General features: G+C 63.5%; 19 protein-coding genes. 9 read left to right on the top strand and 10 right to left on the bottom strand.

Going from position 1 to position 24,019, the window contains the following annotated elements:
• The first annotated feature begins 13 nt into the window (after nt 1-13).
• The 6 genes from JOE27_RS18990 to yccS all read left to right on the top strand — a co-directional run bounded on the left by JOE27_RS18990 (nt 14) and on the right by yccS (nt 9,318).
• On the top strand, nt 14-1,456 hold the full coding sequence (locus tag JOE27_RS18990) for a TldD/PmbA family protein (RefSeq protein ID WP_204919460.1): 1,443 nt from the start codon (nt 14-16) through the stop codon (nt 1,454-1,456).
• Nucleotides 1,456-2,787, top strand: a complete 1,332-nt coding sequence (locus JOE27_RS18985; RefSeq protein ID WP_115273438.1) for a TldD/PmbA family protein — start codon at nt 1,456-1,458, stop codon at nt 2,785-2,787. The genes JOE27_RS18990 and JOE27_RS18985 overlap by 1 nt, the downstream gene beginning before the upstream one ends.
• A gap of 74 nt (nt 2,788-2,861) precedes the next feature.
• On the top strand, nt 2,862-4,289 hold the full coding sequence (gene mdtD / locus JOE27_RS18980; protein ID WP_039604767.1) for a multidrug transporter subunit MdtD: 1,428 nt from the start codon (nt 2,862-2,864) through the stop codon (nt 4,287-4,289).
• 112 nt (nt 4,290-4,401) lie between these two features.
• Nucleotides 4,402-5,739 carry an ATP-dependent RNA helicase DbpA gene (gene dbpA, locus JOE27_RS18975; RefSeq protein ID WP_237859352.1) on the top strand — a complete coding sequence of 446 codons (1,338 nt, stop codon included), beginning with the start codon at nt 4,402-4,404 and terminating at the stop codon, nt 5,737-5,739.
• A gap of 130 nt (nt 5,740-5,869) precedes the next feature.
• Nucleotides 5,870-7,051, top strand: a complete 1,182-nt coding sequence (locus JOE27_RS18970) for an NAD(P)/FAD-dependent oxidoreductase (RefSeq protein WP_046785054.1) — start codon at nt 5,870-5,872, stop codon at nt 7,049-7,051.
• Between the two features lie 83 nt (nt 7,052-7,134).
• Entirely contained in the window at nt 7,135-9,318 is a 2,184-nt protein-coding gene (gene yccS / locus JOE27_RS18965) for a YccS family putative transporter (protein WP_046785174.1), read from the top strand.
• Between the two features lie 23 nt (nt 9,319-9,341).
• On the opposite strand, the gene JOE27_RS18960 is transcribed toward yccS, so the two are convergent.
• From JOE27_RS18960 to tkt, 10 genes are all read right to left on the bottom strand, one after another.
• Complete coding sequence (locus JOE27_RS18960; protein WP_046785053.1) at nt 9,342-10,079, bottom strand: transporter substrate-binding domain-containing protein; 738 nt, start codon at nt 10,077-10,079, stop codon at nt 9,342-9,344.
• Between the two features lie 149 nt (nt 10,080-10,228).
• Complete coding sequence (locus JOE27_RS18955) at nt 10,229-10,525, bottom strand: winged helix-turn-helix domain-containing protein (protein ID WP_012312450.1); 297 nt, start codon at nt 10,523-10,525, stop codon at nt 10,229-10,231.
• A gap of 12 nt (nt 10,526-10,537) precedes the next feature.
• On the bottom strand, nt 10,538-11,038 hold the full coding sequence (locus tag JOE27_RS18950; RefSeq protein WP_119688165.1) for a M48 family metallopeptidase: 501 nt from the start codon (nt 11,036-11,038) through the stop codon (nt 10,538-10,540).
• A gap of 39 nt (nt 11,039-11,077) precedes the next feature.
• A complete protein-coding gene (locus JOE27_RS18945) occupies nt 11,078-13,198 on the bottom strand; it encodes an EAL domain-containing protein (protein WP_046785051.1) in 2,121 nt (706 codons plus the stop codon).
• Between the two features lie 197 nt (nt 13,199-13,395).
• The gene (gene fba / locus JOE27_RS18940; RefSeq protein ID WP_008093958.1) at nt 13,396-14,460 is read right to left on the bottom strand and encodes a class II fructose-bisphosphate aldolase; all 1,065 of its coding nucleotides are present in this window, start codon (nt 14,458-14,460) and stop codon (nt 13,396-13,398) included.
• Nucleotides 14,461-14,561: 101 nt separating this feature from the next.
• Nucleotides 14,562-14,891: an MliC family protein gene (locus JOE27_RS18935; RefSeq protein ID WP_046785050.1), complete on the bottom strand. Its 330-nt coding sequence runs from the start codon at nt 14,889-14,891 to the stop codon at nt 14,562-14,564.
• 64 nt (nt 14,892-14,955) lie between these two features.
• Entirely contained in the window at nt 14,956-15,174 is a 219-nt protein-coding gene (locus JOE27_RS18930) for a hypothetical protein (RefSeq protein WP_012312446.1), read from the bottom strand.
• A 32-nt stretch (nt 15,175-15,206) separates the two neighbouring features.
• On the bottom strand, nt 15,207-16,370 hold the full coding sequence (locus JOE27_RS18925) for a phosphoglycerate kinase (protein WP_046785049.1): 1,164 nt from the start codon (nt 16,368-16,370) through the stop codon (nt 15,207-15,209).
• A gap of 12 nt (nt 16,371-16,382) precedes the next feature.
• Complete coding sequence (gene epd, locus JOE27_RS18920; protein WP_046785048.1) at nt 16,383-17,444, bottom strand: erythrose-4-phosphate dehydrogenase; 1,062 nt, start codon at nt 17,442-17,444, stop codon at nt 16,383-16,385.
• A gap of 157 nt (nt 17,445-17,601) precedes the next feature.
• Complete coding sequence (gene tkt / locus JOE27_RS18915; RefSeq protein ID WP_119688164.1) at nt 17,602-19,599, bottom strand: transketolase; 1,998 nt, start codon at nt 19,597-19,599, stop codon at nt 17,602-17,604.
• Nucleotides 19,600-19,825: 226 nt separating this feature from the next.
• On the opposite strand from tkt, the gene JOE27_RS18910 reads away from it, so the two are divergent.
• The 3 genes from JOE27_RS18910 to ligB all read left to right on the top strand — a co-directional run bounded on the left by JOE27_RS18910 (nt 19,826) and on the right by ligB (nt 23,899).
• Entirely contained in the window at nt 19,826-20,818 is a 993-nt protein-coding gene (locus tag JOE27_RS18910) for a metalloregulator ArsR/SmtB family transcription factor (protein ID WP_046785046.1), read from the top strand.
• Nucleotides 20,819-20,837: 19 nt separating this feature from the next.
• The gene (gene metK, locus JOE27_RS18905) at nt 20,838-22,028 is read left to right on the top strand and encodes a methionine adenosyltransferase (RefSeq protein WP_046785045.1); all 1,191 of its coding nucleotides are present in this window, start codon (nt 20,838-20,840) and stop codon (nt 22,026-22,028) included.
• Nucleotides 22,029-22,195: 167 nt separating this feature from the next.
• Nucleotides 22,196-23,899, top strand: a complete 1,704-nt coding sequence (gene ligB, locus JOE27_RS18900) for an NAD-dependent DNA ligase LigB (protein WP_204919457.1) — start codon at nt 22,196-22,198, stop codon at nt 23,897-23,899.
• The last annotated feature ends 120 nt before the right edge of the window (nt 23,900-24,019 follow it).

The raw sequence follows: 24,019 nt of genomic DNA, 5'->3' as shown, positions 1-24,019 counted from the left end.
ACGGAGGTTTTCCATGTTCGATTCCAGCGCCCTGCTGCGCCAGCGCTTTGCCACGCTGCGCAGCACGGCCGAGTTGTTTTCCCTGCGCCATGTGAAACAGTCCCACCAGGCGCTTTCGGTACGCCGTAACGTGGCCGAACCGCCATTCTTCAGCCAGGACGAGGGCGCCATGCTCACGGTGCGGGTCAACGGCGTAGAGGCCTACGCGGCCACCGCCGATCTGTCCCAGCAAGGGCTACAACGAGCATTGGAACATGCCGAAGCCATGGCCCGGCAGATCGCCAGGCACAGCCTGCTTGACCTGCGCGACCAGCCGGTGCCCAGCTCGCGCCACGACCATGTTTCGCCAAATTTCGACCGCCCACTGCCCAGCCTCGCCGACTGCCTGGGCCTGCTCGCCGCCGAATCAGCCAGCATACCCAAGGACAGCCGCCTGGTGGACTGGCAGACCAGCCTGAGCCAAAGCCTGGTCGAGCAGACCTACCTGAACTCCGCCGGTGCCGAACTGCGCCATGCTCAGCGGTTCCTGTTCCCGGGGCTGAGTGTCACCGCCAGCGACGGCCAGGACAGCCAGACCCGTAGCCTGGGCCGGGACAACTTCGGCCAGCAGGGTGGCTTCGAAATCATCGAACGCTGCGGCCTGGTCGGTGCTGCTCAGCATGTGGCCGACGAGGCGCTGCAGCTGCTGCTGGCGGCCAACACACCCAGCGGCCAGCGTGACCTGCTGCTGATGCCAGACCAGATGATGCTGCAGATCCATGAGTCGATCGGCCACCCACTGGAAATGGACCGCATCCTCGGCGACGAGCGCAACTACGCGGGCACCAGCTTCGTCAAAGCCAGTGATTTCGGCCACCTGCAATACGGCTCGCCACTGCTCAACGTGACCTTCGACCCGACCATCGGGGAGGAACTCGCCAGCTACAGCCATGACGACGACGGCAGCCAGGCCAGCAAGCAGTTCCTGATCCGTGACGGTCTGTTGCTGCGCCCGCTGGGCGGCGCGCTGTCGCAGTTCCGTTCCGGGCTCGATGGCGTGGCCAACAGCCGCGCCTGCGGCTGGAACCGCGCACCGATCGACCGTATGGCCAACCTCAATGTCGAGCCGGGTGATCGAACCCTTGAACAACTGATTCAGGGAATCGAGCACGGCATCCTGATGCGCACCAACCGTTCCTGGTCCATCGACGATGCGCGCAACAAGTTCCAGTTTGGCTGTGAATGGGGCCAGTTGATTGAAAACGGCGAGCTCAAAGGCATCGTCAAAAACCCCAACTACCGCGGCATCTCCGCGCAGTTCTGGCGCAACCTCGCGGCGGTTGGTGACCGTAGCACCTTCCAGGTACTGGGCACGCCCAACTGCGGCAAGGGCGAACCCAACCAGGTGGTGCGGGTGGGCCATGCCGCTCCGGCCTGCGTGTTCCGCCAGATCGACGTATTCGGGGGGGACGCCTGATGAGCGCAACACCACAGCATGCTTTCGAACAACTGGTCAGTGCCTTGCGTGAAGTGAAACATGCAGAAGAACAGTTCACCCTGGGCTACAGCGCTGAACAATCGCAATTCGTGCGTTTCAACCATGCCAAGGTGCGCCAGGCCGGCGAGGTCAGCCAGGCCAGTGCGCACCTGAGGCTGATCCGCGACGGGCGCCAGGCTGAACAGCAAGTGACCCTGAGCGGCGATGCGCAAGTGGACCGTCAGCGCCTGGGCGAAGCCCTTGAACAGCTGCGCCAGACGCTGCCCCTTCTGCCTGCGGACCCCTACCTGCGCCTGGACCAGAGCGCTTGGCACAGCCACAGCCTGCAGGATCAGGCGCTGCCTGAGCTGGGCGAAGTACTGGCGCTGCTCGACGGCGAAGCAGGCGACCTGGACCTGGTTGGGATCTATGCCGCTGGCCCGATCTGCAGGGGCTTTGCCAGCTCTTACGGGGCCTTCGGCTGGCACCAGGCCAACAGTTTCAACTTCGACTGGAGCCTGTTCCACAGTAACGGCCAGGCCGTGAAGGCGAATTATGCCGGCCAGGCGTGGAATGCAGACGAATTCACCGCCCGCCTGCGCCAGGCCCGCGAACAGCTGGGCTTCCTCGGCCGCCCGGCAATTACCCTGAAGCCTGGTAGCTACCGCGCCTATCTGGCGCCTGCCGCGATGGACGAAATCGCCGGCATGCTGTGCTGGGGCGGTTTCTCTGCGCAGTCTCTGGCCACTGGCAACAGTGCGTTGCAGCGCCTGTACAGCGGCGATGCCCGGCTGAGCCCGCTGGTGTGTTTCCACGAGCAGGTCAGTGGGTCGTTGAGCCCGGCGTTTTCCGATGAGGGTTCGCCGCGTCAGGACGTACCACTGATAAGAGAAGGGCAAGCGCTGGGCAGGCTGGTCAGTGCCCGCAGTGCCGCCGAGTTCGAGCTGCTTGCCAATGGCGCGGACAGCTACGAATCGCCCTGCGCACTCAGCCTTGCAGCGGGAAATCTTGCCAACGCAGACATCCTGGCGCGGTTGGGTACTGGCTTGTACATCAGCAACCTGTGGTACCTGAACTACTCGGACCTGCCGGCTGCGCGCATGACCGGGCTCACCCGCTTCGCCACCTTCTGGGTGGAAAACGGCCAGATTCAGGGGCCGGTAAGCACCATGCGTTTCGATGACAGCCTGTACAGTCTGCTGGGCAGCCAGCTGGAAGACCTGACCTGTGAGCGAGAGATGATCCTGTCGACCAGCACCTATGGACAGCGCAGTACCGGTTCGAGTCATTTGCCGGGGGCGCTGGTCAAAGGGCTGACCCTGACATTGTGATCGGCTATCCCGGCCTCATCGCCGGCTTGCCTGCGATGGGGCCGGGACAGGCAACACTGAACATTGAGGTTCATATGCCCGAACGCACTCCGCTGGACCCTGTCACCGCCCGCTGGATCCCCTGGGTAGTGGCGATCGCCTTCTTCATGCAATCCCTGGACGGCACCATCCTCAACACCGCACTGCCGGCCATGGCCCGCTCGCTCGAAGAGAACCCGCTGCGCATGCAGGGTGTGATCATCGCCTACATGCTCACCGTGGCCCTGCTGATCCCCGCCTCGGGCTGGATCGCCGACCGTTTCGGCACCAAGCGTATCTTCTTCAGCGCCATCGTGCTGTTCAGCTTCGGTTCACTGCTGTGTGCCATGGCCAACAGCCTGGGCTTTCTGATTTTCGCCCGTGTGGTGCAGGGCCTGGGCGGCGCACTGATGCTGCCGGTCGGGCGGCTGGTGGTGCTGCGCGCCTATCCACGTAGCGAACTGGTGCGGATCATGAGCTTCATCACCATCCCCGGCCTGCTGGGCCCACTGCTAGGCCCGACGTTGGGCGGCTGGTTGGTTGAGATCCTCACCTGGCACTGGATCTTCCTGCTCAACCTGCCCGTGGGCGCGCTGGGCTGTTACGCCGTGTGGAAGTTCATCCCCGACCTGCGCGGTGCCGAACGCACCACCTTCGATGGCCCAGGCTTCATCCTGTTTGGCGCGGCGATGGTGCTGATCACCATCGCCATGGAAGGCCTGGGCGAGCTGCACCTGCCGCACCTGCGGGTGATGCTCCTGTTGTTCGCCGGCATGGCCTGCCTGGCGGCCTACTGGCTGCGCGCCGGGCGCGATCCCGAGCCACTGTTCTCGCCCAGCCTGTTCCGGGTGCGCACCTTCGCCATCGGCATTCTGGGCAACCTGTTCGCACGCCTGGGCAGCGGCGCCCTGCCCTTCCTGGTGCCGTTGCTGCTGCAGGTGGCACTGGGCTATTCGCCGGCGCAGGCCGGCATGAGCATGATCCCGCTGGCGGCGGCGGCAATGGTCGCCAAGTCCGTTGCCCGGCCGCTGATCGAACGCCTCGGTTACCGCATCGTCCTCACCGGCAACACCGTGCTGCTCGGCCTGCTGCTGGCCAGCCTGGGGCTGGTCGACGGGCAGACCCCGTATGCCGTACTGCTGGTGCAACTGGCCCTGCTGGGCGCGGTGAACTCCATGCAGTTCACCGCCATGAACACGGTAACCCTGATTGACCTCGACGATGCCAGCGCCAGCAGCGGCAACAGCCTGCTGTCGGTGGTCGCGCAGCTGTCACTGAGCCTGGGCGTGGCCTGCGCAGGCGCACTGCTGGGCGGTTTCACTGCAGCCGGCAATGCCGATGGTGTGGAAACCACCCTGGGCGCCTTCCAGCTGACCTTCGTGACCATCGGTATCATGGCCATGCTGGCGGCGGCGATCTTCCTGCAGCTGTCGCCGACGGACGGAAGGCGTGCCCGTCGTCCGGAACCGCACATGGAGTCTTAGGGCGAATGGCCACGAGGCTGGTAGACTATGCGGCATTTTTCGCTTCGCAACGCAGGCCCGCCTCGTGACCACCGAATCCACCGCTTTTGCCACCTTGCCGCTGTCCGCCGCCATGCTGGCCAACCTGGACGCCCTCGGCTATGCCTCGATGACGCCGATCCAGGCCCAGAGCCTGCCCGTCATCCTCAGGGGCCAGGACCTGATTGCCCAGGCCAAGACCGGCAGCGGCAAGACCGCCGCCTTCGGCATCGGCCTGCTCAACCCGATCAACCCGCGCTACTTCGGTTGCCAGGCACTGGTACTGTGCCCCACCCGCGAGCTTGCCGACCAGGTTGCCAAAGAGCTGCGCCGCCTGGCCCGCGCTGAAGACAACATCAAGATCCTCACCCTGTGCGGTGGCGTCTCGCTGGGCCCGCAGATCGCTTCGCTGGAGCATGGCGCGCACATCATCGTCGGCACCCCAGGGCGCATCCAGCAGCACCTGGACAAAGGCACCCTGGTGCTCGACGGGCTCAATACCCTGGTGCTGGACGAAGCCGACCGTATGCTCGACATGGGCTTTTTCGACGCTATCGCCAGCATCATCGGCAAGACCCCGTCGCGCCGCCAGACCCTGCTGTTCTCGGCCACTTACCCCGCCGGTATCGAGCAATTGGCCGCCGACTTCATGCGCAAGCCGCAGCAGGTCAAGGTCGAGAGCCTGCACACCGACAACCAGATCGAACAGCGCTTCATCGAAATCGACCCGCAACAGCGCCTGGAGGCTGTCACCCGCGTGCTCGGCCACTACCGCCCGCAGTCCTGCGTGGCGTTCTGCTTCACCAAGCAGCAGTGCGAGGACGTGGTCGCCCACCTCACCGCCAAGGGCATCGTGGCCCAGGCCCTGCACGGCGACCTCGAGCAGCGCGACCGCGACCAGGTGCTGACCATGTTCGCCAACCGCAGCAGTTCGGTGCTGGTGGCCACTGATGTAGCCGCACGCGGCCTGGATATCGATGGCCTGGACATGGTCATCAACGTGGAGCTGGCGCGCGATGCCGAGATCCACGTGCACCGCGTCGGCCGTACCGGTCGCGCGGGCGAGAAAGGCCTTGCCGTGAGCCTGGTCGCTCCGGCCGAAGGCCATCGGGCCCAGGCCATCGAGGCGCTGCAGAAGAGCCCGCTGCGCTGGGACCAGCTGGACAGCCTGAAGAACAAAGGTGGCGAACCGCTGCTGCCGGTCATGACCACGCTGTGCATCGCCGCTGGCCGCAAGGACAAGCTGCGCCCGGGTGACATCCTCGGTGCGCTGACCGGTGATGCCGGCATCCCGGGCAAGCAGGTGGGCAAGATCGCCATCTTCGACTTCCAGGCCTTCGTGGCGGTGGAGCGGGCCCTGGCCAAGCAGGCGATGCAGCGCCTGAACAGCGGCAAGATCAAGGGCCGCGCCCTGAAAGTTCGCATTCTCTGAAATCTTTGGGGGCCGCTTTGCGGCCCTTCGCGACACAAGGCCGCTCCAATGGATTGCGTACGCCTGTAGGAGCGGCCTTGTGTCGCGAAAGGGCCGCGCAGCAGCCCCAGCACTCTTAATGAGGTACCCCGTGCACACCACCGACGTGATCATCCTCGGCGCCGGCGCCGCCGGCCTGATGTGCGCCCAGCTCAGCGCCCGCCGTGGCCGCCGGGTGCTGCTGCTCGACCACGCCAACAAGCCAGGCAAGAAGATCCTCATGTCTGGTGGCGGGCGCTGCAACTTCACCAACCTGTACACCGAGCCGGCCAACTTCCTCTCCCAGAACGCACACTTCTGCAAGTCGGCCCTTGCCCGCTATACACAGTGGGACTTCATCGAGCTGGTGGCCAAGCATGGCGTGCCCTACCACGAAAAGAAGCTCGGCCAGCTGTTCTGTGACAACAAGGCCAGCGACATCCTCGACATGCTGTTGGCCGAATGCGACGAAGCCGGTGCCGAACTGCGCATGCAAACCAGCATCGAGCATATCGAGAAGACCGAAAGCGGCTATCTGCTGCAAACCAGCGCCGGCCAGTTTGCCTGCCAATCGCTGGTGATCGCCACCGGAGGCCTGTCGATTCCAACGCTGGGCGCGACCGGCTTCGGCTATCAGGTAGCGCGCCAGTTCGGCCATACCTTGCTGCCGACCCGCGCGGGCCTGGTGCCGTTCACCATTACCGAGCCCCAGCTCAAGGCACTGTGCACCGAGCTGTCGGGCACCTCGCTCGATTGCACAGCCAGCTGCAACGGCACCAGCTTCCGCGAAAACCTGCTGTTCACCCACCGCGGCCTCAGCGGCCCGGCGATCCTGCAGATTTCGTCGTTCTGGGAGGCCGGCGACACGGTCGAAATCAACCTGCTGCCCGACCGTGATGCCCTGACCTGGCTGCAACAGCAGCAGACCGAGCGCGCCAATGCGGAACTCAAGACCGTATTGGGCGAGGTGTTCACCCGCAAACTGGCCAACCTGCTGGCCGAGCAGTGGTTCGAGTCAAAGCCGATGAAGCAGTACACCCCGGCGGAGCTGGCGCAGATCGCCGACAAGCTGGCGGCCTGGCAGCTGGTACCGGCAGGTACCGAAGGCTATCGCACCGCCGAAGTCACCCTGGGTGGCGTCGATACCCGTGAGGTGTCGTCGAAAACCATGGAATCGCTGAAGAGCCCCAACCTCTATTTCATCGGTGAAGTGCTGGATGTCACCGGCCACCTGGGCGGTTTCAATTTCCAATGGGCCTGGGCATCGGCCAACGCTGCAGCACAGTTCGTGTAGAGTAGAATCCATTCAGCAGCACGGAACGCTTCTTGCTGGTCCGTGCCGCAATGCATTCAATCGATCACTGCCAGCAGGCCATCATGTCATCGAGCTCGTTCCGTCAGTCATTGCGTCGCCTGTGGGGTCAAGACAAGTTCAGCTACGCCATCCGCGTGACCATCGCGCTCACCGGCAGCATGGCCTGGTGCTGGTACCAGAACGAGATGAGCCTGCTCATCCCGCTGTTCCTCGGCATCATCGCCAGCGCCCTGGCCGAGACCGACGATAGCTGGCAAGGCCGCCTCAGCGCGTTGCTCGTCACCCTGCTGTGTTTCGCCATTGCCGCGCTTTCGGTGGAACTGCTGTTCCCCTACCCCTGGATCTTCGCCGTCTCCATGGCCTTGGCCGCCTTCTCCCTGACCATGCTTGGCGCATTGGGTGAACGCTACGGCGCGATCGCATCGGCAACGCTGATTCTGTCGGTGTACACCATGATCGGCGTGGACCAGCGCGGCGGCGAAGTCAGCGACTTCTGGCATGAACCGTTGCTGCTGGTGGCCGGTGCCGCCTGGTATGGCCTGCTCTCGGTGCTGTGGCAGGCGCTGTTCTCCAACCAACCGGTACAGCAGAGCCTGGCCAAACTGTTCTTCGAACTGGGCACTTACCTCAAGCTCAAGGCCAGCCTGTTCGAGCCGATTCGCACACTCGATGTCGAAGCCCAGCGCCTGGCACTGGCCCAGCAAAACGGCAAGGTGGTGGCCGCGCTGAATGCCGCCAAGGAAATCATTCTGCACCGGGTAGGCAACAGCCAGCCCAACTCCAAGGTCAGCCGCTACCTGAAGCTGTACTTCCTGGCCCAGGACATCCACGAAAGGGTGAGCGCCTCGCACTACCCTTACAACGCCCTCACCGAGGCGTTCTTCCACAGCGACGTGATGTTCCGCTGCCAGCGCCTACTGCGCAAACAAGGGGCATCCTGCCAGGAACTGGCACGCTCGATCCGGCTGCGCCAGCCGTTCGTTCTGGCCACCGGCTTCGCCGAGGCCCTCGAGGACCTCAATGCCTCGCTTGAGCACCTGCGTAACCAGAACAACCCGGCCTGGCGTGGCCTGTTGCGCTCACTACGCGCCCTGGCCGCAAACCTGGCCACGCTGGACCGCCTGCTTGGCGCCGCCAGCAACCCCGACAGCCTGGCCGACGCCAGCGACAGCAGCCTGCTCGACCGTTCGCCACGCAACCTCAAGGATGTGTGGAAGCGGTTGCGCACCCAGCTCACACCTACCTCGCTGCTGTTCCGCCATGCCCTGCGCCTGTCGCTGGCGCTGTCGGTGGGCTACGGCATGGTGCACTTGATTCACCCGACCCAAGGCTACTGGATCATCCTCACCACCCTGTTCGTCTGCCAGCCCAACTATGGCGCCACCCGGCGCAAACTGGTGCAGAGGATCTTCGGCACAGCCATCGGCCTGACCGTGGGCTGGGCCCTGTTCGACCTGTTCCCGAATCCGCTCATCCAGTCGGCGTTCGCAGTGGTGGCCGGGGTGGTGTTCTTCGTCAACCGGACCACCCGCTACACCTTGGCCACGGCGGCGATCACGCTGATGATCCTGTTCTGCTTCAACCAGATCGGCGATGGCTACGGCCTGTTCCTGCCACGGCTGTTCGATACCTTGGTCGGTAGCCTGATCGCCATTCTCGCCGTGTTCCTGTTCCTCCCCGACTGGCAGGGCCGCCGCCTTAACAAGGCGCTGGCCAATACCTTAGCCTGCGCAAGTGTGTACCTGCGTCAGATCATGCAGCAGTATGCCCACGGCAAGCGCGATGACCTGGCTTACCGCCTGGCCCGGCGCAACGCACACAACGCTGACGCGGCGCTGTCCACCACGCTGGCCAACATGCTCATGGAGCCGGGGCACTTCCGTAAGGAGGCCGATGTAGGCTTCCGCTTCCTGGTGCTGTCGCATACCTTGCTCAGCTACCTCTCAGGGCTGGGGGCACACCGTGATACGGCGCTGCCGGCAGAGGTCCATGAACAGTTGATCGAGGGGGCGGGGCAGGCATTGGCTGCCAGCCTCGACGAAATCGCCAACGGCCTGGCCGCGCGGCTACCCGTGGCGATTCACAGCGATGCCGAAGAAGCCTTGGCCAATACGCTGGAGCAGATGCCTGAGGAACTGGATGAACATCAACGATTGGTGCAGACCCAGTTGGCGCTGATCTGCCGGCAGTTGGGGCCCTTGCGGACCTTGGCCGCGCACCTGATCAAAGAGGGCTCACCGGCCTGATTGTTCGTTGCCTGCGCTGCACATCAAAAGCCATGCTGGCGCAGAAGCCGTGCATAGCTGCCGTCTGCCTTCATCGCTGCAATGCTGCGTTCGAACCGCTCGACGATCTGCCGATGCTCAGGGTGCTTGAGGCTCACCAGAATATGCAGGGTGTTCTCGCCCAGCGCGGGTTCGACCAGCACTACCCCATCACGCACCTGCTCGGGTTCGCGCTGCAGGTTGTAGCGCGCCACGAACTCATCTTCCACTGCCAGATCCACCCGCCCTGCCGCCAGCATGCGCACGGCGGAGGAAAAGTTGCGTACCGGCACCTTGTGCAAGCGGGTGTCGCTATCGAATTCGGGTGAGTAGGCATAATCACGCACCACGGCAATGCTGTAGGGATACAGATCAGCCTGGCGCCTGTAACGGAAGCTGTCGCCCTTGCGCTTGAGCAAACGAATGCGGTTGGTCAGGTAGGCCTTGGAAAACTGGCCGATGCGGGTACGCGTATCGTTGTACCAGGCATTGATCAGTACGTCGTAACGGCCTTCGCTAACCCCGAGCAGCGCCCGCGCCCACGGTACTTCCTCGTACTCGCTGGGGTAACCTGCACGCGCCAGCGCCGTGGTGACGATGCTGGTGGCAAGGCCACCACCGGGCATGCCGGCATCAGTGAACGGCGGCCAGGTATCGGCCACCAGCCGTAGTTTGCCCTGGCCCAAGGCTGGCCCAGCCAGCATCACACCCAACAATCCCAGAACGCAAAGCAGTGGCCGCATGCTCAAGTCCTTTTGCAGTGGTAGGCACAGGCTGTTGATGGCGGTCTTCGATAACGCAAGTCATGAGACTACACAAAGCCGCCGCACAGGGCAGCGGCCAATAGTGTCAATTAGCCTCTATTTTGGCCGAAGCAGGCAGCCCCCCGCATTTACGGGTAGCCGAGCACTTCCCTGATCTGGCGCAGATGGCGGATGATCCACTGCTTGTCGATCGCACCCCAGTCATGGATGCGATAATGCCCGGCATGGTTGCGCGCCCCTTCCTGCTGCTCGAACTCGCAGACAATGTCCAGGTCAGCCAACGCAGCGATGGTGTCCTGCGCGGTGCGGCGCGGCATCCCGGTGGCTTCCATCAAGGCTGGCACGCTGGTAGCGGTCTGGCTGTCGATCAGCCAGGCCACGTACAGGCGGCGATAGAAACTGCTCTTGGTCTTGCTCACATCCATGCTGCGTGATCCTTACAGGTTACCCGGCAGCTCCCGATAGGTCAGGTAGACGCGCAGGTCGAATTCCAGTTGGTGGTAGTCCGGCTCCATGTGCTGACAAAGCTGGTAGAAGGCTTTGCTGTGGTCACGCTCGCGCAGGTGCGCCAGTTCATGTACCACGATCATGCGCAGGAACTGCGGCGCCGCCTCCTTGAACAGCGAGGCGATGCGAATTTCCTTCTTCGCCTTGAGCTTGCCACCCTGCACCCGCGACACCGCAGTATTGAGCCCCAGCGCACGGTGGGTGAGGTCCAGGCGGTTGTCGAACAGTACCTTGTCCAGGCTTGGCGCACTGCGCAGGTATTGCTGGCGCAGATCCTGGGCGTAGCCGTACAGCGCCTTGTCGCTCTGCACTTCATGGCGATCGGGATAGCGGCGTTGCAGGTAGTCGCCCAGGCGGTCGCTGTCGATCATCTGCTGCACCTGCTCTTGCAGGTGCGGCGGGTAAGCTTGCAAATAGCGTAATACGGTCATGGCATGACATTCGGCGTAACGAATGCCGATTCTAGCCAATCAGGACTGCGGCCAGGGAAAAATTGCCGGAAAGCCGCTGGCATCGGCGGCGGTCATCGGCCGGGCGACAAGGAAGCCCTGCACGTAGGCGCAACCGTTTGCCTTGAGCCAAGCAGCCTGGGCCGCAGTTTCCACGCCTTCGGCGATGACCGTGACGTTGTACTCGGCGCACAGGCCGATGACACTGCGCACCAACGCGGCGTCCGGCGCCGAATCGGGCAGGCGCGCCACCAGGTGGCGGTCCAGCTTCAAGGTGTCGACAGGCAGGTCGCGCAGCATGCGCAGCGAGCAGTCACCAGCACCAAAGTCGTCCAGCGCCACGCGCACTCCCAGCTCGCGCAGGCGGTGGATCTGCTTGATCGCCGCGTCGATGTTGTACATCAGTGAGGTCTCGGCAACTTCCACTTCCAGTTGCGCCGGGTTGAGCCGGTAATCCTGTATCACCCGCTGCAGCTCATCGACAAGCCCAGGCATGGCGAACTGAGCGCGGCTCAGGCTGATACCCAGCACCAGATCCGGGGCAAAACGCTCACACCAGGCCTGACGCTGCGCCGCCCCCTGGCGGTAGATCCAGCTGGCCAGGCGCGTTATCAGTCGCGCCTCCTCAAGCAAAGGGATGAACAGCCCCGGCGGTACATCGCCGACGCTGGGGTGCTGCCAGCGCAGCAGGGCTTCGAAACCGCGCAGGTGACCATCGGCGAAAGCGACCTGGGGCTGGTACACCATGTTGAAGCCTTGCGACTCGACGGCGTGCCGCACGCTGTCCTCAAGCATCAGCCGTGACCGCGCCCGGCCATTGAGCTCCTGGTCATAGAAGCGGTACTGCCCGCGCCCAGCCTGCTTGGCCGCATACATCGCCGCATCGGCGGCACGCAACAGGCCTTCGACAGTGGCACCGCAGTCCGGGAAGGTGGCAATGCCGATGCTGACACCCAGGCAGACATCCAGGCCGGCCACCTGGCGCTGGACGGACATACGCTCGAGCAGTTGCTCGGCAAAGCGGCCAGCTTGTTCCGGATACGGCAGGCCATCGAACAGCGCCGTGAACTCGTCGCCACCCATGCGTGCCAGCAACGCCTCACTACCAAGGCAGTCTTTGAGCTGCTCGGCAACCCAACCCAGTACCCGGTCCCCGGCCTCGTGGCCGAGCGAGTCATTGATCCGCTTGAAACCATCCAAATCCATGTACATCAAGGCCTGGGCCTTGTCTGAGCGTTCGTTGCGCAGCAGCACGCTTTCAGCGGCCTGATAGAACCCACGGCGGTTGAGCAGGCCGGTAAGCGGGTCGGTGACCGCCTGGTATTCGAGCTGCTGGTGCAAATTGCGCACCGCCGACATGTCCAGCACCGTCACCACCATCGCCTGCTGATCGGCCGGCAGCGGTGCGCAGGACAATGCCACCGGGACCAGATGACCGCCTGCCGTGCGCAGGTGGGCGTCGTGTACACGGAAGATCTGCCGTGACTGGTAGGCCTGATGGAAATCCGATTCGCTCCAGAGGGTGGCATTGGGCAGTTGCAGCAACTCAAGTAACTGCACGCCCTGCAATTGCTCGACCGGGGCATCGAGCAAGCGTGAGATCGCCGGGTTGGCAAAGCTGATGTTGCCGTGGGCGTCGACCACCAGAATGCCTTCGGCGGCATTCTCCAGGATGGACGCATTGAACGCCCTGGCCGCCTCCAGTTCGCGCGTCAAGCGTTGCAGCATGCGCCGGTTGCGCTGCTGGTCCAGTTGCGCCTGCACCTTGGGCTTGAGGATCTGCGGGTCGAACGGCTTGAACAGGTAATCCACCGCACCACTGGCATAGCCCTTGAGCACGGCGGCATCGGACTGCTCGTTGGCGGTGAGGAAGATGATCGGGGTCAGCCGGGTACGGTGGCTGCCACGCATCAGCCGGGCAACCTCGAAACCGTCCATTTCGGGCATCTGCACGTCGAGCAAGACAAGGTCGACTTCGTGCTCCAGCAAGGCGCTCAAGGCTTCCGTCCCTGAACCTGCTGTCAGCACCTGCCAATCTGTGCGGGCCAGTAAGGCTCGCATGCTTATGAGGTTCTCAGGGTAATCGTCCACCACCAGGAGAACCGAGTTGCCATCCGGTGGTTGAGGGTAAGCGCCATCCATGCTGCTTTCTCTTGTATGACCGACTTCGACTTGCATCTGGATCCGGTTTAACACTCTAGACTCGAGTGTGTAACACGCAATGCAATCAGAACGCTATCAGTGACTAAAGGTAAGGGTAGTCGACTAACGGTCGTTTGCCGGGCATTCAGCCATAAAAAAACCCACATTTCTGTGGGTCTTTTTAAGGCGGCCTGTGATCAGTTGACCTTGGCGGCCAGCTCACCTTTCAGGTAACGCTGGAACATGCCTTCCAGGGAGATCGGCTTGATCTTCGAGGCATTACCGGCGGTGCCGAAGGCTTCGTAACGTGCGATGCACACATCGCGCATGGCTTTCACGGTTTCACCGAAGAACTTGCGCGGGTCGAACTCGCTCGGGTTCTGCGCCATCAGGCGGCGCATGGCACCGGTGGAGGCCAGGCGCAGGTCGGTATCGATGTTGACCTTGCGCACGCCGTGCTTGATGCCTTCAACGATTTCTTCGACCGGTACGCCGTAGGTCTCTTTGATGTCGCCGCCGTACTGGTTGATGATCGCCAGCCACTCCTGCGGTACCGAGGAAGAACCGTGCATCACCAGGTGGGTGTTGGGGATGCGCTTGTGGATTTCCTTGATGCGGTCGATCGCCAGCACGTCACCGGTTGGCGGCTTGGTGAACTTGTAGGCACCGTGGCTGGTGCCGATGGCGATGGCCAGGGCATCCACCTGGGTCTTCTTGACGAAGTCGGCGGCTTCTTCCGGGTCGGTGAGCATCTGGCTGTGGTCCAGCACGCCTTCGGCGCCGATGCCGTCTTCTTCACCGGCCATGCCGGTTTCCAGCGAACCCAGGCAGCCCAGCTCGCCTTCGACCGAAACACCACAGGCGTGCGCCATGGCGACAGTCTGCTGAGTGACGCGGACGTTGTACTCGTAGTCGGTCGGGGTCTTGCCGTCTTCGCCCAGCGAGCCGTCCATCATCACCGAGCTGAAGCCCAGCTGGATCGAACGCTGGCACACGTCAGGGCTGGTGCCGTGGTCCTGGTGCATGCACACCGGGATGTGCGGGAATTCTTCGATGGCGGCCAGGATCAGGTGACGCAGGAACGGCGCGCCAGCGTATTTGCGGGCACCGGCCGAAGCCTGGACGATCACTGGGGAGTCGGTCTTGTCGGCCGCTTCCATGATGGCGCGCATCTGCTCGAGGTTGTTGACGTTGAAAGCTGGAACGCCGTAACCGAACTCGGCGGCGTGGTCCAGCATCTGGCGCATGCTAATGAGTGCCATTGTGTATCTCTCTCCCGACAAGCGTCGTTTTGTTTCGTGCAAGCCTGCCGCAGGGGCGGTTGCTGTTCAAGTAGTGTGGGCCACCGGTGCGGCCCGGCCAGTCACGGTGCCTTGCAGCCCCGCCCAATCAGATCGTTGGTTGCCACCCAGTACACCAGGCCTTCCTCGCCCTTGGTGTGGAAGGCCAGCACGCCATCGCTGTACATCGCGCCCGACGCACTCGGCTCGGACTTGAGCCGGTAGACCTGGTCGCCGCCGCCGAGGCGCACGTCGACCGAATCCTGTTGTGCATCGGCGAAGCGCCAGAGCACTTCGGTCTGGCTGTCACAGACCCAACGGGTCCAGGCGGCTGCCGGGGCGGGTTGCGCCGGCTGCAGCAGCGAGCATCCTGCCAGTGTCGCCAGGGCCATCAAGGCCATCAGCGCTTTCATTGCATATCCTCTAGATGACCACACAATGGTCGCTTGGTTGCCTGCTCCGACGAAGCGCATCGGTTCATGGGCAGCCAGGCGCCTTGCGCTGGTGGTCTTCGTCATACTTTTCCAGGCCTTCCGGGCCCACGCGCTTGCTGATTACCGGCACGGTCTCGGCCTGCCACTCAGACTGGTAGCAGCCGCCCTTGGGCGGCTGCGCCGGATCGTTGTCCGAGGACGGGCTGCTGGAGCATGCGCTCAGCAAACCAGCCAGCAAGATCACAGGCAATTGCTTGACCATCAGGTCGCTCCCTTTGCCAGGCGCCGCCATTGTCAGGCTTTTGCCCGCTCTTCAAGGATCGCCACGGCCGGCAGTACCTTGCCTTCGACGAACTCGAGGAATGCACCACCACCGGTAGAAATGTAGGAGATCTCGGCGCTGACGCCATATTTGTCGATGGCTGCCAGGGTATCGCCACCGCCGGCGATGGAGAATGCAGCGCTCTCGGCGATAGCCTTGGCCAGTACCTTGGTGCCGTTGCCGAACTGGTCGAACTCGAACACACCGACCGGGCCGTTCCACAGGATGGTTTTCGACGACTTCAGCAGTTCGGCGAAGTTGGCCGCAGTCTGTGGCCCGATGTCCAGGATCATGTCGTCGGCGGCCACGTCGGCGATGGCCTTGACGGTGGCCTCGGCGCTCTCGGCAAACTCCTTGGCAACCACCACGTCGACTGGCAGCGGTACGCTGACCTTGGCGGCGATGGCCTTGGCGGTTTCCACCAGGTCAGGCTCGTACAGCGACTTGCCCACCGGGTGGCCGGCGGCGGCCAGGAAGGTGTTGGCGATGCCGCCACCAACGATCAACTGGTCGCAAACCGAGCTCAGGCTGTTCAGCACGTCCAGCTTGGTGGAAACCTTGGAGCCGGCAACGATGGCCGCCATTGGTTTGGCCGGTGCCTTCAGGGCTTTGCCCAGGGCGTCCAGCTCGGCGGCCAGCAGCGGGCCTGCCGCAGCGACCTTGGCGAACTTGGCGACGCCGTGGGTGGAGCCTTCGGCACGGTGAGCGGTGCCGAAGGCGTCCATGACGAAGACGTCGCACAGGGCCGCGTACTTGTGCGCCAGCTCGTCGGCGTTCTTCTTCTCGCCCTTGTTGAAGCGAACGTTCTCGAACAGCACCAGGTCACCGGCCTTGACCTCGATGCCATCGAGGTAGTCGGCGACCAGTGCAACGTCGCGGCCCAGGGCCTTGCTCAGGTAGTCGGCAACCGGCTTGAGGCTGTTCTCGGCCGAGAACTCACCTTCGGTCGGGCGGCCCAGGTGCGAGCAGACCATTACCGCCGCGCCCTTCTCCAGGGCCAGCTTGATGGTCGGCAGCGCAGCCAGGATACGCGCGTCGCTGGTTACCACACCGTCCTTCACAGGCACGTTGAGGTCTTCGCGGATCAATACGCGTTTACCTTGCAGGTCGAGGTCGGTCATCTTCAACACGGTCATGAATGCAGTCCTTCAGGGCTGTTTGGTGCGGGTTGGGTGGACGACGTGCAGATAATGTTCGGCAACGTCGAGCATACGGTTGGCAAAACCCCATTCGTTGTCGAACCAGGCCAGCAGGTTCACCAGGCGGGGGCCCGAGACGCGTGTCTGGCTGGCATCGACGATCGCCGAATGCGGGTCATGGTTGAAATCACAGCTGGCGTGGGGCAATTCGGTGTAAGCCAGCAAGCCTTTGAGCGGGCCATCCAGCGCCGCCTCGCGCAGCACCCGATTGACTTCGACCGCACTGGTGTCACGGGCGGTCTGCAGGGTGATGTCCAGGCACGACACGTTGACGGTCGGCACGCGTACCGCTTTGGCCTGTATTCGCCCGGCAAGTTCCGGCAGCAGGCGCTCGATACCACGCGCCAGGCCAGTGGACACCGGGATCACCGACTGGAAAGCCGAGCGCGTACGGCGCAAATCCTCATGATGGTAGGCATCGATCACCGGCTGGTCGTTCATTGCCGAGTGAATGGTGGTGATCTGTACGTACTCGATGCCGAACGCCTGGTCCAGTACCCGCAGCAGCGGTACGCCACAGTTGGTGGTACAGGAGGCGTTGGACACCAGGCGCTCGGTGCCGGTCAGGCAAGCCTGGTTGATGCCGTAGACCACCGTCGCATCCACATCGGCCTCGCTGGCCATGGGCTGCGAGAACAGCACCCGCGGCGCACCGGCATCAAGAAAGCGCTGGCCATCGGCACGGGTGTGATAGGCGCCGGAACACTCCAGCACCAGGTCGATGTCCAGGGCGGCCCAGTCGACGCCCTCGGGGGTGGCACTGCGCATGACCTTCACGCAGTCACCATTGATATGCAGACAGTCGCCGTCGACCTTCACGTCGCCGGGGAATCGGCCGTGAGTGGAGTCGAAGCGTGTCAGGTATTCCACACTGGCCTGGTCGGCCAGGTCGTTCAATGCAACGATTTCGAAGCCAGCCTTTGCCCCACGCTCAAACAGTGCGCGCAGGACACAGCGGCCGATGCGGCCGTAACCGTTGAGTGCAACTTTGTAGGGACGCGGGTGGGGCATTGGTGGGCTCGCTAACGCATGGTGGCTGTTGGGGCCGCGTTGCGGCCCATCGCGACACAAGGCCGCTCCTACAGGCACCGCGCCAACATCGAGGCTGCGCGGTAACTGCAGGAGCGGCCTTGCGTCGCGATGGAGGGCCAAGCCCTCCAGGGTTGCATCAGTCTTCCAGCAGCTCTTCGGCAGTACCCAGGATGTTCTCCAGGGTGAAGCCGAACTCCTCGAACAGTGCGCTGGCCGGAGCCGATTCACCGTAAGTGGTCATGCCGATGACACGGCCTTCGAGGCCCACGTACTTGTACCAGAAGTCGGCATGAGCCGCTTCGATGGCGATGCGGGCACCCACTTGCAGCGGCAGTACGGACTGCTTGTAGGCCGCATCCTGTGCGTCGAACACGCTGGTGCTCGGCATCGACACGACACGTACCTTGCGGCCCTGCTCGGTCAGCTTGTCGAACGCCTGAACGGCCAGGCCCACTTCCGAACCGGTGGCGATCAGGATCAGCTCGGGCTCGCCGGCGCAGTCCTTGAGCACGTAACCGCCGCGGGCGATATCGGCGATCTGCTGGGCGTCGCGGTCCTGATGCTGCAGGTTCTGGCGCGAGAAGATCAGCGCCGATGGGCCGTCCTTGCGCTCCAGGGCGTGCTTCCAGGACACAGCCGACTCGACTGCGTCGGCCGGGCGCCAGGTGTCCAGGTTCGGCGTGCTGCGCAGGCTGGTCAGTTGCTCGATCGGCTGGTGGGTCGGGCCGTCTTCGCCCAGGCCGATGGAGTCGTGGGTGTACACATGGATGACGCGCTGCTTCATAAGGGCGGACATGCGCACGGCGTTACGGGCGTATTCCATGAACATCAGGAACGTCGCGCCGTAAGGCACCAGGCCGCCGTGCAGGGCAACCCCGTTCATGATCGCGGTCATGCCGAACTCGCGCACGCCGTAGAACACGTAGTTGCCGCTGGCGTCGTTGGCGTCCACACCCTTGCAGCCCTTCCACAGGGTCAGGTTGGAGCCGGCCAGGTCGGCCGAGCCGCCAAGGAATTCCGGCAGCAGTGGGCCGAAGGCATTCAGGGTGTTCTGGCTGGCCTTGCGGCTGGCGATGGTCTCGCCCTTGGCAGCGACTTCAGCGATGTAGGCAGCGGCCTTTTCGGAGAAGTCGGCTGGCAGATCACCGCTCAGACGGCGCTTGAGTTCGCTGGCCAGTTCCGGGAAGGCGGCGGCATAGGCATCGAACCGCGTGTTCCACTCGGCTTCAGCCTTGGCGCCTGCTTCTTTGGCGTCCCATTCGGCGTAGATGTCGGCAGGAACTTCGAACGGAGCGTGGTTCCAGTTCAGTTCCTTGCGGGCCAGGGCGATTTCGTCGTTGCCCAGCGGAGCACCGTGGCAGTCTTCCTTGCCCTGCTTGTTGGGCGAGCCGAAACCAATGATGGTCTTGCAGCAGATCAGGGTCGGACGGTCGCTCTTGCGCGCAGTCTCGATAGCCGTGCGGATCTCGTCGGCGTCGTGGCCGTTGACGTTGCGGATCACCAGCCAGTTGTAGGCCTCGAAGCGCTTGGGGGTGTCGTCGGTGAACCAGCCTTCCACTTCACCGTCGATGGAAATGCCGTTGTCGTCATAGAAGGCCACCAGCTTGTTCAGGCCCAGGGTGCCGGCCAGCGAGGCGACTTCGTGGGAGATGCCTTCCATCATGCAGCCGTCGCCGAGGAACACGTAGGTGTTGTGGTCGACGATGTTGTGGCCTTCGCGGTTGAACTGGGCACCCAGCACTTTCTCCGCCAAGGCAAAGCCCACGGCATTGGCCAAACCTTGGCCCAGCGGGCCGGTGGTGGTTTCCACACCCGGGGTGTAGCCGAACTCGGGGTGGCCCGGGGTACGGCTATGCAGCTGGCGGAACGACTTGAGGTCGTCGAGGGTGACGTCGTAGCCGGTCAGGTGCAGCAACGAGTAGATCAGCATCGAGCCGTGGCCGTTGGACAGCACGAAGCGGTCACGGTCGGCGAAGCTCGGGTTGCTCGGGTTGTGCTTCAGATAGTCGCGCCAAAGCACTTCGGCGATATCCGCCATGCCCATGGGGGCACCTGGGTGGCCGCTGTTGGCCTTTTGCACGGCATCCATGCTGAGGGCACGAATGGCGTTGGCACGTTCACGACGGCTGGGCATCGCTTATCTCCTGGGGCTTGAATAGGTGGTGTAACGAAAAAGGCGGCCATTTTCCCCCACTGGGGGGCTGGGGGCAAACATTTAAGCGGCAAGCGGCAAGCTTTAAGCAGCAAGAGAAAGCCGAAGCGTGCGCGCAAGGCTCTATTTCTTGCAGCTCATCGCCAATATCAAAACTTTTTGATATTGGTCTTGCTAGGGCAACGATGCCTGTCTAGACTGCCGCGTCATGAACCTCCGTGCGCAACCGATCCCTCAGCGAAGCGACACACTGGCAGCCCTGTGCAAAGCCAGTGGCGACGAACTGCGCCTGAATGTCCTGCGCGCCTTGGCCAGCGACTCGTTCGGCGTCCTGGAGCTGGCACAGATTTTCGACATCGGGCAGTCGGGCATGAGCCATCACCTCAAGGTTTTGGCCCAGGCCGAGCTGGTGGCTACGCGCCGCGAAGGCAATGCGGTTTTCTACCGCAGGGCCCTGCCCGACAGCCACCGCCTGGGCGGCCGCCTGCACACCGCGCTGCTCGAAGAGGTCGACGACCTGGCACTGCCGCTGGACGTGCAGGCGCGCATCGCTCAGGTGCAACAACGCCGCGCCGCCACCAGCCAGGACTTTTTCCTGCGCGTGGAAGAAAAGTTCCGCGCCCAGCAGGACCTGATCGCCGGCCTGCCGCAGTACCGCGAAAGCCTGCTGGCGCTGCTCGACACACTGAATTTCGAGCCGACCGCCAGCGCGCTGGAAGTCGGCCCCGGCGACGGCGGCTTTTTGCCCGACCTGGCCCGGCGCTTCGCCTGTGTCACAGCCCTGGACAACAGCCCGACCATGCTCGAGCTGGCGCGCCAGGTCTGCGAACGCGAACGCCTGGATAATGTAAACCTGCAGTTGGCCGATGCACTGGGTGCAACGGATGTGGAAGCCGACTGCGTTGTGCTGAACATGGTCCTGCACCATTTCAGCGACCCGGCCCTGGCCCTGCGCCTTTTGGCCAAACGGGTGAAGGCAGGCGGCAGCCTGCTGGTCACCGAACTGTGCAGCCACGATCAGGATTGGGCGCGGGAAGCCTGCGGCGATCTCTGGCTTGGTTTTGAACAGGACGACCTGGCCCGTTGGGCCAACGCTGCCGGGCTGGCCCCGGGGGACAGCCTCTATGTGGGCTTGCGTAACGGTTTCCAGATACAGGTCCGCCATTTTCAGCGGACGGCTGGCGACACACACCATCGGTAAATTTTAGGAACCCGTCGAGATGAGCGAATACTCCCTTTTCACCTCCGAGTCCGTGTCCGAAGGGCATCCGGACAAGATCGCCGACCAGATTTCGGACGCGGTCCTGGATGCCATCATCACCCAGGACAAATACGCCCGCGTGGCGTGTGAAACCCTGGTCAAGACCGGTGTCGCCATCATCGCCGGCGAAGTCACCACGTCGGCCTGGGTCGACCTGGAAGAGCTGGTGCGCAAAGTCATCATCGACATCGGCTACAACAGCTCCGACGTCGGCTTCGACGGCGCCACCTGCGCCGTGATGAACATCATCGGCAAACAGTCGGTGGACATCGCCCAAGGCGTCGACCGCTCCAAGCCGGAAGACCAGGGCGCGGGTGACCAGGGCCTGATGTTCGGCTACGCCAGCAACGAAACCGACGTGCTGATGCCGGCGCCGATCTGCTTCTCGCACCGCCTGGTCGAGCGTCAGGCCGAAGCGCGCAAATCCGGGCTGCTGCCTTGGCTGCGCCCGGACGCCAAGTCCCAGGTCACCTGCCGCTATGAAAACGGCAAGGTAGTCGGCATCGACGCGGTGGTCCTGTCGACCCAGCACAACCCTGAAGTCTCGCAAAAAGACCTGCAGGAAGCCGTGATGGAGCTGATCGTCAAGCACACCCTGCCTGCCGAACTGCTGCACAAGGACACCCATTACCACATCAACCCGACCGGCAACTTCATCATCGGTGGCCCGGTGGGTGACTGTGGCCTGACCGGCCGCAAGATCATCGTCGACTCCTACGGCGGCATGGCCCGTCACGGTGGTGGCGCGTTCTCCGGCAAGGACCCGTCCAAGGTCGACCGCTCCGCCGCCTACGCCGGCCGTTACGTAGCCAAGAACATCGTCGCCGCCGGCCTGGCCGAACGTTGCGAGATTCAGGTGTCCTACGCCATCGGCGTAGCCCAGCCGACCTCCATCTCGATCAACACCTTCGGTACCGGCAAGGTCTCGGACGACAAGATCATCCAGCTGGTGCGTGAGTGCTTCGACCTGCGTCCGTACGCCATCACCAAGATGCTCGACCTGCTGCACCCGATGTACCAGGAAACCGCTGCCTACGGCCACTTCGGCCGTACCCCGCAGCAGAAGACTGTCGGCGACGACACCTTCACCACCTTCACCTGGGAGCGCACCGACCGCGCCCAGTCGCTGCGTGATGCTGCCGGCCTGTAATTTCTCCTGCAGCGGTGCATCGAAGCCCTTGCCGAGTGATCGGCAGGGGCTTTTTTGTAGTTTCCATGGTATCGCCCCTCGACACATCACCTGACAACTGAACCCGCCAACCTCCCCCACGCTTGCCTAGCCTGAACACTCCACTCCGCCACGCAAGGATGCTGGCCATGTCACCTTTCCTGCGCCTCGCCGCCCTGTTGCTGCTCCACACATCCATCGCCCAAGCCGGCCACTGTCCAGACTGGGATGCCAAGCAAGCCAGAACCGAAGTTGCACAACTGCGCACCACCCTGGCCAACTGGGACGACCATTACCACCGCCAGGGTATAGCGCTCGTAGCCGATGAGCTCTACGACCAGGCCCGACAGCACCTGCTACACCTGCAACAGTGCTTTGGCCTGGAACCCACAGGCCCAAGCCCACTGGCCAGCGCACGCGGCCCAATTGCCCACCCCGTTGCCCACACTGGCGTCGAGAAACTCCCTGACGCAGCTGGCGTTGCACGCTGGATGACCGGCAAGAAGGGCGTGTGGGTGCAACCGAAAGTCGACGGAGTGGCGGTCTCGCTGGTCTATCGCCAAGGCCGGCTGGTACAGCTGCTCAGCCGCGGTGATGGCCGCCAAGGGCATGACTGGAGCCGCCACATCAAGGACCTCGACAGCATCACCCGGCAATTGCCTCAGCCGCTGGACGTCGTATTGCAAGGCGAGTTGTACCTACGCCTGCAAGCGCACGTGCAAGCTGAGGCAGGCAGCAGCAATGCGCGCGGTAGCGTGGCCGGGATGCTGGCGCGCAAGCAGCTTGGCCCGAAACTGGGCGCGAGCATCGGCCTGTTCGTCTGGGACTGGCCGCATGGGCCTGACAACCAGGGCGAGCGCCTCACACAACTTGCAGCCTGGGGGTTCCCCGACAGTCAGCGTTTCAGCACAGCTATCGACACCCCCGCGCAAGCTACCCACTGGCGCCTGCACTGGTATCGCTCACCGCTGCCCTTTGCCACCGACGGCGTGATTCTGCGCCAGGACAGCCGCCCGCCAGCCGCCCGCTGGCGGCCCAACGCCCCCTATTGGATCGCCGCGTGGAAATACCCCTTCGCCCAGGCGCTGGCAGAGGTGCGCGACGTACGCTTTCTAATCGGCCGCACCGGCAGGGTGACGCCAGTGCTCAAGCTGCAGCCGGTCACCCTGGACGACCGCCGGATCAGCCAAGTCAGCCTCGGCTCCATGGCCCGCTGGCAAACCTTGGACATTCGCCCAGGCGACCGGGTGGCGATCAGCCTAGCCGGGCTGACCATTCCACGTTTCGAAAAGGTGGTCCACCGCGCTGTCGAGCGACAACCGCTGACGGTACCTGTACCTGGAAGATATGGTCCTCACAGTTGCTGGCAAGCCGGCGAGGGGTGTGAAGAGCAGTTCATCGCCCGCCTGGCCTGGCTCGGGGGCAAGCAAGGGCTGGCCATGCCAGGCGCCGGCCCGGGCACCTGGCGGCTGCTGGTGCACGCGGGCCTGGTCACATCGCTGACGGACTGGTTGGCGCTCGATGCCCAGCAACTGCAACAAGTGCCGGGCATCAGTGAAGTCAAAGCCATGCGGCTGCAACGCGGTTTCGACATTGCCCGCTCCAGGCCTTTCGCCCATTGGCTGAGGGGCCTTGGCGTGCCTGCCCACGGCAACGTGCCTGAGCATGAGTACTGGCCGGCGCTTGCCAGCCGTTCCCCCAGCGAATGGCAAGCCTTGCCCGGCATAGGCGAAACACGCGCCAGGCAGCTCGCAGACTTCTTCGCCCAGGGAGAAGTACAGCGCATTGCAACACATCTGGGGAACAATGGCGTCGACGGTTTTCACATGGCTGAAGAGGCCAAATCCCACTAGCGAATGCGCAACGACCTGTAAGGGGATTTCCGAATCTGAGCCTGGAAAAACCTGCCAAGGGTTTATAAATCGGTAAAACCAAGGCAGGATTTCCCCACTTTCTGCTGCCCCGCCCCGTCC

This window comes from Pseudomonas sp. M5, assembly GCF_016907075.1.
Classification (GTDB): domain Bacteria; phylum Pseudomonadota; class Gammaproteobacteria; order Pseudomonadales; family Pseudomonadaceae; genus Aquipseudomonas; species Aquipseudomonas putida_E.
This window is presented reverse-complemented; position numbering and strand designations above follow the sequence as displayed.